We start from the raw sequence: 13,104 nt of genomic DNA, 5'->3' as shown, positions 1-13,104 counted from the left end.
CCTGACCGCCATCCGCGGCACGGAGCGGACGGCCTGCGAGGGGGGGACGGGCACATGACGCGCTTCGTACGGTGGACCGCTCTGGCGGTCGCCTCGGCGCTGCTGGCGGCCGGCTGCGCCGGCAGCTCGTCCGACGAGGACAAGGGCGGGCTCTCCTGGGGCCGCTGCAAGGCCACGGCCGACGGCCCCGCGCCGAGCAGAGACTGGCAGTGCGCGACGCTCAAGGTGCCGCTGGACTGGTCCGAGCCGGACGGCGAGAAGATCGGCCTGGCCCTGATCCGCGCCAAGGCCCGTGGCGACGACCGCCTGGGTTCGCTCCTGTTCAACTTCGGCGGCCCCGGCGCCTCGGGCGTGTCCATGATGCCGTCGTACGCCCCGACGGTCTCCCAGCTCCGCGAGCGGTACGACCTGGTGAGCTGGGACCCGCGCGGGGTGGGCGCGAGCGAGGGCGTGCGCTGCCGCGGTGACAAGGAGATCCAGGCGGCGGAATCGGTGGACGTCTCCCCGGACACCCCCGCCGAGGAGCAGGCCTACTTCGGGGACGCCGCCGACTTCGCCCAGGGCTGCCGGAAGAACGCCGGGAAGCTGCTGGCGCACGTGTCGACCGCAGACTCCGCCCGCGACATGGACCGCATCCGGCAGGCCCTCGGCGACGACAGGATGAACTACTTCGGCATCTCCTACGGCACCGAACTGGGCGGTACGTACGCCCACTTGTTCCCGAAGAAGGTCGGGCGGATGACGCTCGACGCGGTCGTCGACCCCGGCGCCGACACCGTGGGGCACGCCCAGAACCAGGCCAGGGGCTTCCAGCGCGCGCTGAACGGCTACCTCGAGTCCACCGGCCAGGACCCGGCCGAGGGTTCGCGGAAGATCGCGGCCCTGCTGCGCCGGATCGACGCCCGGCCCCTGCCGGCGGGCACGCCCGGGCGGAAGCTGACCCAGACGCTCGCGGTCACGGGCATCATCCTGCCGCTGTACAGCAAGGACAGCTGGCCGACGCTGACCAGCGCCCTCGACGCGGCGGAGCGGGGAGACGGCTCGGAGCTGCTGGCCCTGGCCGACGGCTACAACGAACGCGACCCGTCGGGCCGCTACGGCACGACGACGCATTCCCAGCGGGTCATATCGTGCCTGGACGACCGGCAGCGGCCGACCGCGGCCGAGACGAAGAAGCTGCTGCCGCAGTTCGAGAAGATCTCCCCGGTCTTCGGGACGTTCCTCGGCTGGGACACGGCCGGCTGGTGCCACGACTGGCCGGTGCCCGGGCAGCACGACACCCCGGAGGTGAGCGCGGCGGGCTCGGCACCGATCCTGGTCGTCGGCAACACCGGCGACCCGGCCACCCCGTACGAGGGCGCGCGGCGGATGGCCGACGAGTTGGGCAAGGGTGTCGGCGTGATGCTCACCTGGCGGGGCCAGGGGCATGGCGCCTACGGCAGCGGGAGCGACTGCGTCGACTCGACGGTGAACGCGTATCTGCTGGACGGTTCGGTGCCGAAGGACGGCAAGGTCTGCTCATGACGACGGCGGGGGCTCCGGGCACCCGTGGTGCGCGAAGCCCCCGCCGCTCGGAAAGGCAGGCCGGGTACGGCTCAGTAGACCGGCTTGTCCGGCTCGATCTGGTTGACCCAGCCGATCACGCCGCCGCCGACGTGGACGGCGTCCGAGAAGCCCGCGGACTTCAGGACCGCGAGGACTTCCGCACTGCGGACACCCGTCTTGCAATGCAAGACGATCTTCTTGTCCTGCGGGAGGCTCTCCAGGGCGGTGCCCATGAGGAACTCGTTCTTCGGGATCAGCCGGGCGCCCGGGATGGAGACGATCTCGTACTCGTTCGGCTCGCGGACGTCGATGATGTCGATGCTCTCGCCGTCGTCGATCCACTCCTTGAGCTGCTTGGGAGTGATCGTCGAGTCGGCGGCCGCCGCCTGGGCCTCCTCGGAGACGACGCCGCAGAAGGCCTCGTAGTCGATGAGCTCGGTGACGGTCGGGTTCTCGCCGCAGACCGCGCAGTTCGGGTCCTTGCGGACCTTGACCTGGCGGTACTGCATCTCCAGGGCGTCGTAGATCATCAGGCGGCCGACCAGCGGCTCACCGATGCCGGCGAGGAGCTTGATGGCCTCGTTGACCTGGATGGAGCCGATGGACGCGCACAGCACGCCCAGGACGCCGCCCTCGGCGCAGGAGGGGACCATGCCGGGGGGCGGGGGCTCCGGGTACAGGCAGCGGTAGCAGGGGCCGTGCTCGGACCAGAAGACGGACGCCTGGCCGTCGAAGCGGTAGATCGAACCCCACACGTACGGCTTGTTCAGCAGCACGCAGGCGTCGTTGACCAGGTAGCGGGTCGCGAAGTTGTCCGTGCCGTCGACGATCAGGTCGTACTGGCTGAAGATGTCCATCACGTTGTCGGCCTCGAGCCGCTCCTCGTGAAGGACCACGTTCACGTACGGGTTGATGCCCTTGACGCTGTCGCGGGCGGACTCGGCCTTCGGGCGGCCGATGTCGGCCTGGCTGTGGATGATCTGACGCTGCAGGTTCGACTCGTCGACCTCGTCGAACTCCACGATGCCGAGGGTGCCGACGCCCGCGGCGGCCAGGTACATCAGCGCCGGCGAGCCCAGGCCGCCGGCGCCCACACACAGCACCTTGGCGTTCTTCAGCCGCTTCTGCCCGTCCATCCCGACGTCGGGGATGATCAGGTGGCGGGAGTACCTGCGAACCTCGTCTACGGTGAGCTCGGCAGCCGGCTCGACCAGGGGTGGCAACGACACGGGGACTCCGTTGGTCGGTCAATCACTACGGTTGTTCTCCCCGTAACAGTGCCATGTGCTTTTTCATTCCGAGACACCTGTTCCGACCAGCGAGACGATGTCGTCCCAGTAGCCGGGCATGGACTCGAAGGGGTCGGTGCGGCCCCCGCAGTCCGTGTGGTCGGTGAACCAGATCGTGGCGGCGCCCTGCCAGCGGGCGATGCGCAGGGCCTCGTCCAGGTGGGCGCGGGGCACGCCGTGCACGAAGTGGCAGAAGCGCTCGGGCGGATGGTCGGCGGTCCACTCGGCCACCTGCGACCAGCGGTAGTCGCTCCAGGGGCCGGAGAAGGTGACGAGCTGGTCGGCGAGCTCGGCGTAGCCGGGGTTCGGGTGAATGCCGTGGCCGAGGACGATGTGGGCATCGTCACGGATCACGCGGAGCGTGGCGACCGTGCGGCGGACCTCGGGCAGCCCGGCGTGGTCCGCCGGGCAGCGGTCCAGGAGGAAGCCGTCGACCTGGTACCAGTCGACGTACCGGTGGGCGTCCGAGACCAGTTCGCCGAAGGCCCGGGAGCCGTACCGGGTGTCGAGCAGGCCGAGGACGCGGACGCCCGCGTTGCGCAGACGGCCGGCCGCCTCCAGGCAGTGCGGGTCGGGGCGGGTGCCGGGGCCGTCGGCCACGTTGAGGACCACCCAGTGCAGCGGGGTGCCGGGCCGGGTCAGTTCGCCCCACTCGGCGGGGGCAAGGAGGGGGTGCGCGTAGCCGGGGACACCGACGCCGGGGCGGAGCTCGGTGCTGGAGGCGCGCGGTCGGGTGCTGGTCAGATGCGGCATGCCGCCTCCATCCAGATGTCCGCGAGGGACTCCTCGAGGCCGATCCGGGGGCGCCAGCCGAGCCGGTCGCGCGCGGTGCGCACGTCGGCCTGCTGCCAGCTGCCGCAGCCGTCCGGGTACGGGTACGCGACCGGGTGCGCTTGGTCCGAGTCGGGCCGGGGGTGGCCGATGGCCGGACGCAGCGCGCCGGGCGGGCCGTCGAGCTCGTGGAGGGCGCCGCCGTACCCGGCGACGCGGGCGAGGACCGCGGCGGCGTCGCGCAGCCGTACGGCGCGGCCGGAGCCGATGTTGATGACGCCCTGCGCGGCGGAGAGCGAGGCGGCGTGCACGGCGCGGGCCACGTCGCGGACGTCGACGAAGTCGCGCTGCGCGCCGAGGCCGCCGAGTTTCAGCTCTCCGTCGCCGGACTGCATGGCGCGGCGCATGGCCTCGGCGAGACGGCCCAGGGGAGAGCCGGCGGGGGTGCCGGGTCCGGCCGGGGAGAAGACGCGCAGGACGACGGCGTCCAGGCCGGAGCCGAGGACCAGCTCGGTGGCGGCGAGTTTGCTGACGCCGTACGGTCCGCCGGGCCGGGGCACGGCGTCCTCGGCCGTGGAGGAGCCGGGCTGGCTCGGTCCGTACTCCGCGCTGCACCCGATCTGCACCAGACGGGCACCGCAGCCGCTGCGCCGCAGGGCCTCGCAGACGGTGGCCACGGCGACGGTGTTGTGCCGGGTGAGTTCGCGGGCGCCGCCGCGGGTGGCGCCGGCGCAGTTGACGACGACGCCGGGGTGGACGGCGTCGAGGAAGCGGGTGAGGGCGCCGGGGCTGCCGGAGGCGAGGTCGAAGCGGACGTCGGCGTCGTCACCGCGGCCGAGGGCGGTGAGCTGCACGGCGGGGTCGGCGAGCAGACGGTCGGCGACGAAGCGCCCGATGTAGCCGTTGGCTCCGATCAGCAGGACTCTCATCGCGCGGCTCCCGGGGTGGCGGTGGCTCCGGGGTGGGTGGTCATGCGGGTTCTCCTTGAGCGGGAAGGGAGGGTGGGGCGGGTGCCTTCGGTGGTGGCACGGGTGCCTGCGGCGGTGGGGCCGGTGTCTGCGGCGGTCACCGTGCGGGCTCCGGCGGTGCGTGGGCCGAGGCGCGGGTGAGCTTGCGGGTCGTGTGGATCAGGAGGGCCAGGGCCGCGGCTCCACAGGCGAGGGCGGGAACGCTGCCGGCGCCCAAGGTGGTGACGAGGGTTTCGACCGGGGTGGCCAGGAAGCCGCAGCCGGGGAGGCGGGAGGTGAAGACCGTGGCGAGGGCGGCCGCCTCGACGGTGGCCGTGGCGGTGAGGACCACGGCCGGGGCGTAGGTGAAGCCGTGGGTGGTGAGGAGGCGGGCCAGGAAGAGGAGGGCGCCCAGGGTGAGGGCCTGCGTGTAGGCCGCGGGCTCGTCGAGGGCCGCTGCGCAGAGGGCGAGCAGGACTGCCAGGGCAGCCAGGAACAGGGCGAACGCGCCGAGCAGGAGCGGTCGTACGGCGGCGGCGAAGTCGTCCAGGCCGCGGCTCGCGGCGAGTCTGCGGCGGGCGCGTCCGGTGAGGAGGTGGGTGATCCAGGCCGCCGGCGCGCAGGCCAGGGCGAGAGCCAGCACGGGCGCGGCGGTGAGGGGCCAGGGGCCGTCGGCCGCGCCGGTGGGCAGGGCGTCGGGGCCTCCGGCGACCGCGTTGCGGAGCAGTCCGTCGCCCAGGAGGGAGTAGCCGATGAGCCAGGCGGTCCATGTGGTGGTTCTGCCGGGGGTGGTGCGGTCGGCCGCGCTCAGGGGGCCTCGGCGCAGGGCCGCGTGGAGGGCCAGGGCGACGGTGAGGGCGCCGACGGCGGCCGCGAACAGGCGCGTCTGGCCGTCGGTGAGGCGCACGGCCGACACGGCGGCGGCGCACAGCGCCCCCGGCAGGAGCGTCAGGAGGACCCAGTCGGCGCGTACCCGGGGGGCGGTCGGCGGGGTGGGCGGGGGCGCGTCCCCGTCCCGGGAGGCCCGTGCGTACATCTCCTCGGCGAGGGAGAAGACGTCCCGGTGGCGGAAGCGGGCGGCGGTCCGGTCGGTGATGCCGTGCGCTTCCAGCCCCGCGGCGATCTCCAGAGGGTCCACGGCGCGTTCGCAGAGGTCCCGGTGACGGTGCATCAGCGCCTTCACGGGGTCAGCGGCACCACGACGCGGGGCGGCGGCTTTGCGGTCGGGGTCTGTCTCGTGCGCGGACGGCTTGCGGCCGGTGCCCGCCTCCCGCGCGGGCGGCTTGCTGCCGGTGGCCGTGTCCCGCGCAGACGGCTTGCTGCTGCCGGTGGCCCCTTCCGGTTTCGCGAGCGGCTCACCGCCGGTGGTCGCCTCGGTGTTCGCGGGCCGGTCGCCGTCGGCCGCCGTCTCCGGGGCGGGCGAGGTCTCGGGGCTCAGGGTCTCCTCCGAGTGGGCGTCCCACGGCCCCGGGCTGGTCGGGGTTCCCGGCCGGTCCAGTTCGCCCAGGTCGTTCATCGTGCTCCCTCCGGGGCCGGGACGGGAGTGGTGGCGCGTACGGGGGTGTCCGTCGCCCAGCCGGGGCCGCCGCGGGCGACGAGGCGGGGCGACGGCGACGGGTCGGCCCAGCGGACCGGGACGTGGGCCTCGGCCGGGACCGCGAAGGGCAGCGGTGCTCCCGTTTCGTCGAGGACGACCCGGCGGATCGGCGCACGCGAGACGATCTCCAGGTAGATGCCGTGAAACGCCTCGATGTTCTGCTCGACCGTGAACAGTTCGAGGGCGCGGGCGCGAGCGGCGGCCCCCAGGCGCTCACGGCGCTCGGGGTCGCGCAGCAGGGCCACGCACGCCTCGGCGAGCGCCCGCGGGTTGCGCGGCGGTACGACCAGGCCCGTGCCGCCGATGACCTCCGTGACGGCGCCGACGTCGGTGGACACCGTCACGCGCCCGCAGAGCATGGCCTCGACGAGGCTGATCGGAAAGCCCTCGACGACGCTGGACAGGACGGTCACGGCGCCTGAGGCGTAGGCGTCGGCGGCGGCCGGGAGTTCCGGCCCGCCGATCTCCTCGAAGGACACCGGGTTGTCGCCGGCGGCGTGCGGGCCGTCGGCCTCGTCGGGGAAGAGTTGGGCGGCCAGTGTCCGGCAGTGGCCGAGATAGGCCGCGCCCTCGGCGCCGGCGGGGGCTCCGACGATGCGCAGGCGCGTCCTCGGCTGCCGCTTGCGGACCTCCGCGAAGGCGTGCAGCAGCGAGACCAGGTCCTTGGCGGGCTCGACGCGGCCGACCCAGACGAGGGTGTCCGGGGCCGCGCAGTCGGGGGACTCGCCGACGTCCGCGAAGGGCCGGGCGTCCATGCCGGGGTAGACCGTGCGGAGCTTCCCGCGGTCGGCTCCGCAGCGCTCCTGCCAGCGGCGGGCGTGCGTGTTGCCGGCGGTGACGATCTCGGCCCGTGCGTAGGCCTCGGCCGCGAGCCTGCCGTGGAAGGCGGCGAGCAGGGACCGTACGGCGGGTGGGGCGTCGGGCGCGGTGAGGTAGTGCGTGCGCAGGCGCACGCCGTACTCGGTCACCAGCAGGGGTACGCCGGTGAAATGGCGGGCCAGCAGACCCGGCAGGACGGCCGTGCCGCCGGACGCGGCGTGGCAGAGGTCGACCGCCCCGAGGCCGTTGTCCTCGTACCAGTCGAGGGAGAGGGGGCGCAGGGCGCGTTCCACGTACGCGGCCACGGCGAGCAGGTCCGGGACGCGCGCCTCGCGTGCCGCGCGGTGTGCGCCGGGCGCACGACAGGCGCGTTCCAGTGTGCGGACGGCGGCCTCGGAGCGGAGCGCTCCCGCCAGGCCGCCCTCGTCCCGGGCGAGTTCGGCGAGCCCGTACAGAGCGTTGGCGAAACGGTCCGCCTCAGGGGTCGACGTCCCCGCGGAGGCCGACGCGTCACCGGGGACCGCCGAACCACCGGACGCCCCGCACAGCACGGCCGCCAGTTCCCCGAAGCACTCCGTGAAGCGCCGGCGCGCACGGCGGCCCAGCACCACGTCGTCGTCCTCGGCCGTCCACAGGGGTGCGGTGCGCACCCTGCGGACGTTCGGCGGCAGCGGGACCCAGCCCTCGTCCTCCTGGTCCTGGCTGCGGCTGAGCGCGTAGACGTCGAACTCGTGCTGGGCGAGCCCGCGCACCAGCCGGTCGCACCAGAGCCTGGCGTCACCGCTCACGTACGGATAGCCACCCTCCGTAAGCAGTCCGATGCGCACGAGTGCACCCCCGATCTCCCGTATGGGGAGCCGCCGTTGCCCGGCGGCTCGCAGCGGGACGAACGTATGCGGACAAGGCGGTGGTGCGACGGACGGTTGTCCGTCGCACCACCAAAAGGGGTGAACGGTCGTAACTTTCGCGTGCGGTCCGCGTTCCGTCGCGCTAGGAGATCAAGCGGACACGGATGGTCATGCGCGGCCGACGACGCCCGTCCGCTCCGGAATCTCTGTCAGCTCGCGGGGTACGGCCAGGGGTTGGCGCGGCAGTGGATGCCGTCGTGGTCGAGGAACTTGGTCTGCTGCTGCATGACCGGGGCGAGGTCGCCGTCCTTGTCGCAGGTGACGTGCCCGTGGCCGAGGCGGTGTCCGACCTCGTGGTTGATCAGCATCTGCCGGTAGGCGTGGATGTCGCGGTCACCGTACGTCTCGGAGCCCTGGGCCCACCGGTAGGCGTTGATCATCACGCGCTCGGTCGCGGCCGAGTCGCAGGAGACGTTGTCCACGGTGGTGTCGAGGCCGGACTTGGCGCACCAGTCGGCGGTCGTGCCGGGGCTGGCGAGGGTGATGACGAAGTCGGGCTTGCCGGTGTAGATGCGCTCGAAGGCGTACGCCCCGTTGTGGGCCCAGCTGCGCTGGTCGTTGAGCGTCTTCTGCACGGCCTCGGCGAAGAGCTCGCCGTCGAGCCCCAGCCCCTGTTCCACGTCCACGCGGTAGGTCAGCTTCTGCCCCGCGCCCGGCGCCTTGGCGATGCCGGGAACGGCGTCGAACTTCCCGGAGCCCTTCAGCGTGGCGGCGAGCGGGTACGTTCTGGCCATCTTCGCGTCGTACGTCAGCGGCGCCGCGGCGGGGCCCGGGGCGGGCGTCGCACGGTCGTCCGCGCGGGACGCGGAGTCCCGGATGTCGCGGGCCTGGTCGGTGGCGGACTGCGACTGCACACCGGCACCGCCGGGGTCGTCGGCGACCTGGCCGGCGACGACGACGGCCAGCACGGTGGTGACGGCGGCGGCCGCGATGCCGGTGAAGGTACGGCTCTTGGCACCCTTGCCGGGCGCGGGCGTGCCGGTGGGCCCCGCGTGGTCGTGGTCGTCGAAGCGGGGGTCGGCCGGGGTGCCGGCGCTCCAGTCCGTGACGGAGGCGTAGGCGTCCGCCGCGTGCGCGGAGGCGGGCGTACGGGGGGCGAAGACGTCGTCCTCCTCGTCGAAGGCGTCGAGGTACTCCTGCCGCGGGCCGGGCCCAGACGCCCGGCGCTGCCGCGGTATGGGAGCACCGCCCCCACCACTCCCCCTCAACTCACCCCAGCCACCCCCGGCTTCCCGCTGCTCGGGATGACCTCCCCGAGCATGGGGAAAGCCGCGCGCGGGGGTGCCGTCGGGCAACCGGGGAACACCCTGCGCGGGAGTGCCGTCGGGCAACCGCGGAAAGCCCTGCGCGGGAGTCCCGTCGGGCAACCGCGGAACGCCGCGCCCCGGCGTCCCGTCGGAGAGGCGCGGCACCCCACGCGCGGGCGTGCCGTCCGGCAGCCAGCCGTCCGGCAAGCGCGGCACCCCGTGCGGCGGCGTCCCCGACGCCGAATACGCCCCCGACGCTGAATGCGGCCCCGGTGCCGGACGTGGGCCCGGCACGCGGCGCGGCCCCGCGCCCGGCGGCGGCCAGCCGCCCTGCCCGGCGCCGGGCGGTACCGGGCGGCCACCCCGGCTCGTGTCCGGTACCGGGCGGCCACCCCGGCTCGCGTCCGGTGCCGGGCGGCCACCCCGGCTCGCGTCCGATGCCTGCCCCTGACCCTGGCCCTGGCCCTGGCCCTGGCCTGCTCTCGGCCCCTGCCCCTGCCTCTGGGCCTGTCCCTGCGCCTGCGCCTGCCCGGCGCGGCCGTCCCGTACTGCGGTTGTGTCCGCGGTGTCGCCCTTGGCGACGGGCCCACGGCGGCTGTGGCGTCCCACGTCGCGCCTCAGCCCCCCATGCTCTCGTCGGTTCCTTCTCCGTCGCTGGCGTCGCCCGCGCGAGCGCCCGGCTCGCGCGTACCCGTGGCGACCGTACCCGCCGCGACCGACTTCCGCCCGTCCACCGCGCCGGTGTCGCCCTCACCCCCGGTGTCCGGCCGGCCCGTGCCCGACTCGGCGCGGCCCGCTCCGGACCGGCTCCGCCGCGCCCGCTGCGTACCCAACTCGCCCGAGTCCTCGAGGAGTTCACGAAACGCCAGGGCGACCGTCTCCGGGTACTCCATCATGGCCACGTGTCCCGCGTCCGGCAAAGTCACCAGCCGCGAGTCGCGGAAGGCCCGGGCGGCCTTCTGGGCCATGCGGAAGCCGACGAGCTGGTCACGGCCGCCGTAGACGAGGAGGGTCGGCGCGAGGACGCGCTCGGCCTGGCGCCACAGGCCCTGCTGGCCGCCCAGCGTGTACGCGTTGACGATCCCGCGCGCGGAGCGCGCCATCGCGTCCCAGAAGTACGGCAGCCGCAGCCGCCGCTCCATCTCCTGCACGGCATTGCGGAATCCTTCCGGCGTCACCCGCGCGGGGTCGCCGTAGCAGAGCGCCATCACGCCGCGGACCCGCTGCTCCGCCGTCCACGTCCTGGTGAGCCGGGTGAAGAGCGGCGCGACACCGGGCACCGCCAGCAGCCCCGTGGGCACGGCGGAACGCTGCACGCGGATTTCCGGCAGGGCGGGTGACACGAGCGTGAGCGTACGGACGAGATCGGGCCGGACCGCGGCGACACGGGTGGTGATGGCGCCGCCGAGCGAGTTCCCGAACAGGTGGACGGGGCCGCGGCCGGAGGCGTCGAGGTACCGGATGACCGCGCGCGCGTGCCCCGTGACGGAGTAGTCGCCGTCGTCCGGGGGCGGGGAGTCGCCGAAGCCCGGCAGGTCGACGGCCTCGCTGTCGACGACGTCGTCCAGCAGCGGCATCAGCGCCGACCAGTTCTGCGAGGAACCTCCGAGCCCGTGCACGTACAGCGCGGGAGGCAGCCCTTCACGCGCGGGGGGCCTCGACCGCACCGTCAGCGTGGCCCCGGGCAGCTCGACCGACCTGAGCCGCTCGCCCTCGGCGACCCTGACGGCCCCCACCTTCGGCAGCACATTGGCGGGCGGCACGAACGGCAGCTCGGTCGAAGACATGCGGCAATGTTACGAGACGATCACGCAGTGGCTCATGTGTTCGCCGTCACAGGAATCGGCCCTACGAGAGGGGCAGACACCAGGCAGGCGGGGCAGATGAGAGAGCACATGGGAAGCAGCAGGGGAGTCAGCCGGCGGGATGCGCACTGCGTCACGTTCCGGACGCGGATCGCATAGCGTCCGGATCGGGTGTCTCCTAGGCTCGTACAGAGGGCACCCGCGTGTGGCCCCTGCATTCCCAGGGACGTTCGTAGGAAGGGAGCCCAGCATGGCCGTTGACCCCACCGATCCGGAGACGTTCGAGGCCGAGGACGCGCCGGAGGCGCAGGAGTACGACGTCGAGGCCCCCGAGGTCGACGCGGCCGAGCAGCACGCGGACATCACGCCGAACCGCGACGACCCGCTGACCGGCGTCGACCCGGACCGCGCCAACGAGGCGGACCTGGTGGAGCAGACCCGGATCGTCTCGCTCGACGAGGACGACTACCGGTGACGTCCGTCGCCGCAGGGCGACGGACCGCACCATCGAGCAGGAAAGAGGCCGCATTTTGCCCGCTCTGCCCCTGTTTGAAACCTTCGCAACCGCTTTCGTAACCGTCCGGTCCGTGAAATCCTGCGCTCTCACCGCGCACACCACGGTTACCGAAAAGTACGATGGCGACGCGGCCAGATCCGCACGTGGACGACTATGGGAGGCGGCGTGACAGCCATCGAGCAGACAGAGGCGGTTCGCCCGCGGGGCACACGCCTGCCGCGCCGTGCCCGACGGAACCAGCTCCTGGGCGCGGCCCAGGAGGTCTTCGTGGCCCAGGGCTACCACGCGGCCGCGATGGACGACATCGCCGAGCGCGCCGGAGTGAGCAAGCCGGTGCTCTACCAGCACTTCCCCGGCAAGCTCGACCTCTACCTCGCGCTGCTGGACCAGCACTGCGAGTCGCTCATCCAGTCCGTGCGCAACGCGCTCGCGTCGACGACCGACAACAAGCAGCGCGTCCGGGCGACGATGGACGCCTACTTCGCGTACGTCGAGGACGACGGCGGCGCCTTCCGCCTGGTCTTCGAGTCGGACCTGACGAACGAGCCCGCCGTGCGCGAGCGCGTCGACAAGGTCACCAACGAGTGCGCGGAGGCGATCTGTGACGTGATCGCCGAGGACACCGGCCTGTCGCGCGCGGAGTCGATGCTGCTCGCCTCGGGCCTGGGCGGCCTCGCCCAGGTGGTGGCCCGCTCCTGGCTGCACAGCGACCGCAGCGTGCCGCGCGACCAGGCGGTGCAGCTGCTGACCTCGCTGGCGTGGCGCGGCATCGCGGGCTTCCCGCTGCACGGGACGGACCAGCAGCACCACTGACGGGCGCGTTGTTCCCGCCCGGTGTTCGCTCGTGGCGTTCTCCGGCGGAGCCTGTACGTCCCCTCACCGGGCTAATGTGTGCTGCGTACGGCGCGGAAGGTCGCGCACATCACTGACCGTCGGAGGGACAAAGCCGTGGAGGTCAAGATCGGCGTGCAGCACGCGCCCCGCGAGATCGTTCTGGAGAGCGGTCAGAGTGCCGAGGAGGTCGAGCGGGCCGTGTCGGAGGCGCTGGCCGGGAAGTCGCCGCTGCTGACCCTCGTGGACGAGCACGGCCGCAAGGTCCTGGTGCCGGCCGACCGGCTCGCCTACGTCGAGATCGGTGAGCCGGCGCCGCGCAAGGTGGGCTTCGGCGCGCTGTAGGCGCTTGTGTCGCGTGGGGCGGGGCGGCTCTCGGCCGCCCCGCCCCCGTTTGCGTACTCCCGCCCCGTGCGGCGCACGGGTTCCTTCACGGATGGAGCACAAGTCGCCCCTGGAGGTGGATTGGATTCCGCAGGTCAGGGGTAAGACGGGCTACGACCGTTCCGGCCAGGCCGGCCATGTGGGAGGGACCCCCGACATGCTCCTGGAAGCGCTGAGTTCCGCGATCCTCGGCCTCGCTCTGGCGTGGGCGGCCACGCACCGCCTGCCGCACCGTCTGCCGGCTCGCCCGCTGGTCCTGTCGACCGGCGTCGCCGGCGCCCTGTTCGGGGCCTTTGTGATGCACAGCGCGCTCGACGCCGGGCACCTGCTGCTGGTGCTGCTCGGCGCGGTGATCGTCTCGGTGGCCTCGCTGTCGCTGCTGCTGCGCCCCTCGGGAAGACTGCGCCGCCGATCAGCGACGGCGTAGCCGGCGCGGGGGCGCGG

Annotated in this window: 12 protein-coding genes; 5 read left to right on the top strand and 7 right to left on the bottom strand. The window is 73.3% G+C overall.

What is annotated here, in order from left to right:
- The first annotated feature begins 54 nt into the window (after positions 1-54).
- A complete protein-coding gene (locus tag C1703_RS26365; RefSeq protein WP_114255182.1) occupies positions 55-1,524 on the top strand; it encodes an alpha/beta hydrolase in 1,470 nt (489 codons plus the stop codon).
- A 71-nt stretch (positions 1,525-1,595) separates the two neighbouring features.
- Here C1703_RS26365 and moeZ read toward each other — a convergent pair whose 3' ends face one another.
- The 7 genes from moeZ to C1703_RS26330 all read right to left on the bottom strand — a co-directional run bounded on the left by moeZ (position 1,596) and on the right by C1703_RS26330 (position 10,910).
- Positions 1,596-2,774 carry an adenylyltransferase/sulfurtransferase MoeZ gene (gene moeZ / locus C1703_RS26360; protein ID WP_031114325.1) on the bottom strand — a complete coding sequence of 393 codons (1,179 nt, stop codon included), beginning with the start codon at positions 2,772-2,774 and terminating at the stop codon, positions 1,596-1,598.
- Between the two features lie 63 nt (positions 2,775-2,837).
- Complete coding sequence (locus tag C1703_RS26355; protein WP_114255181.1) at positions 2,838-3,587, bottom strand: spherulation-specific family 4 protein; 750 nt, start codon at positions 3,585-3,587, stop codon at positions 2,838-2,840.
- Positions 3,575-4,534 carry an NAD-dependent epimerase/dehydratase family protein gene (locus C1703_RS26350; protein WP_114255180.1) on the bottom strand — a complete coding sequence of 320 codons (960 nt, stop codon included), beginning with the start codon at positions 4,532-4,534 and terminating at the stop codon, positions 3,575-3,577. The genes C1703_RS26355 and C1703_RS26350 overlap by 13 nt, the downstream gene beginning before the upstream one ends.
- A gap of 136 nt (positions 4,535-4,670) precedes the next feature.
- Positions 4,671-6,068: a hypothetical protein gene (locus tag C1703_RS26345; protein ID WP_114255179.1), complete on the bottom strand. Its 1,398-nt coding sequence runs from the start codon at positions 6,066-6,068 to the stop codon at positions 4,671-4,673.
- A complete protein-coding gene (locus C1703_RS26340; protein ID WP_114255178.1) occupies positions 6,065-7,795 on the bottom strand; it encodes a DUF3492 domain-containing protein in 1,731 nt (576 codons plus the stop codon). Before C1703_RS26340 ends, C1703_RS26345 begins: the two co-directional genes overlap by 4 nt.
- A 230-nt stretch (positions 7,796-8,025) precedes the next feature.
- Entirely contained in the window at positions 8,026-9,732 is a 1,707-nt protein-coding gene (locus C1703_RS26335) for a DUF3152 domain-containing protein (protein WP_114255177.1), read from the bottom strand.
- Positions 9,733-9,740: 8 nt separating this feature from the next.
- Positions 9,741-10,910 (bottom strand): alpha/beta hydrolase, encoded by a 1,170-nt coding sequence (locus C1703_RS26330; protein ID WP_114255176.1) that lies wholly within the window; start codon positions 10,908-10,910, stop codon positions 9,741-9,743.
- A gap of 268 nt (positions 10,911-11,178) precedes the next feature.
- On the opposite strand from C1703_RS26330, the gene C1703_RS26325 reads away from it, so the two are divergent.
- The 4 genes from C1703_RS26325 (at position 11,179) to C1703_RS26310 (ending at position 13,087) form a co-directional block, all read left to right on the top strand.
- Complete coding sequence (locus tag C1703_RS26325) at positions 11,179-11,403, top strand: hypothetical protein (protein ID WP_114255175.1); 225 nt, start codon at positions 11,179-11,181, stop codon at positions 11,401-11,403.
- A gap of 207 nt (positions 11,404-11,610) precedes the next feature.
- Complete coding sequence (locus tag C1703_RS26320) at positions 11,611-12,258, top strand: TetR/AcrR family transcriptional regulator (RefSeq protein ID WP_031114312.1); 648 nt, start codon at positions 11,611-11,613, stop codon at positions 12,256-12,258.
- 135 nt (positions 12,259-12,393) lie between these two features.
- Complete coding sequence (locus C1703_RS26315; RefSeq protein WP_031114311.1) at positions 12,394-12,621, top strand: DUF3107 domain-containing protein; 228 nt, start codon at positions 12,394-12,396, stop codon at positions 12,619-12,621.
- Positions 12,622-12,817: 196 nt separating this feature from the next.
- The gene (locus C1703_RS26310) at positions 12,818-13,087 is read left to right on the top strand and encodes a hypothetical protein (protein ID WP_037766295.1); all 270 of its coding nucleotides are present in this window, start codon (positions 12,818-12,820) and stop codon (positions 13,085-13,087) included.
- Positions 13,088-13,104: the final 17 nt, after the last annotated feature.

The sequence above is a fragment of the Streptomyces sp. Go-475 genome, from assembly GCF_003330845.1.
In the GTDB taxonomy this organism is placed as follows: Bacteria; Actinomycetota; Actinomycetes; order Streptomycetales; family Streptomycetaceae; genus Streptomyces.
The sequence above is the reverse complement of the archived record's forward strand: the minus strand, read 5'-3'. Positions and strand labels throughout refer to the sequence as shown.

Bases quoted from the DNA above. Each gene is read 5' to 3' on its own strand.
- C1703_RS26330 (WP_114255176.1), bottom strand. From the start codon at position 10,910: ATGTCTTCGACCGAGCTGCCGTTCGTGCCGCCCGCCAATGTGCTGCCG.
- C1703_RS26355 (WP_114255181.1), bottom strand. From the start codon at position 3,587: ATGCCGCATCTGACCAGCACCCGACCGCGCGCCTCCAGCACCGAGCTC.
- C1703_RS26350 (WP_114255180.1), bottom strand. From the start codon at position 4,534: ATGAGAGTCCTGCTGATCGGAGCCAACGGCTACATCGGGCGCTTCGTC.
- C1703_RS26325 (WP_114255175.1), top strand. From the start codon at position 11,179: ATGGCCGTTGACCCCACCGATCCGGAGACGTTCGAGGCCGAGGACGCG.
- C1703_RS26310 (WP_037766295.1), top strand. From the start codon at position 12,818: ATGCTCCTGGAAGCGCTGAGTTCCGCGATCCTCGGCCTCGCTCTGGCG.
- C1703_RS26365 (WP_114255182.1), top strand. From the start codon at position 55: ATGACGCGCTTCGTACGGTGGACCGCTCTGGCGGTCGCCTCGGCGCTG.
- C1703_RS26345 (WP_114255179.1), bottom strand. From the start codon at position 6,068: ATGAACGACCTGGGCGAACTGGACCGGCCGGGAACCCCGACCAGCCCG.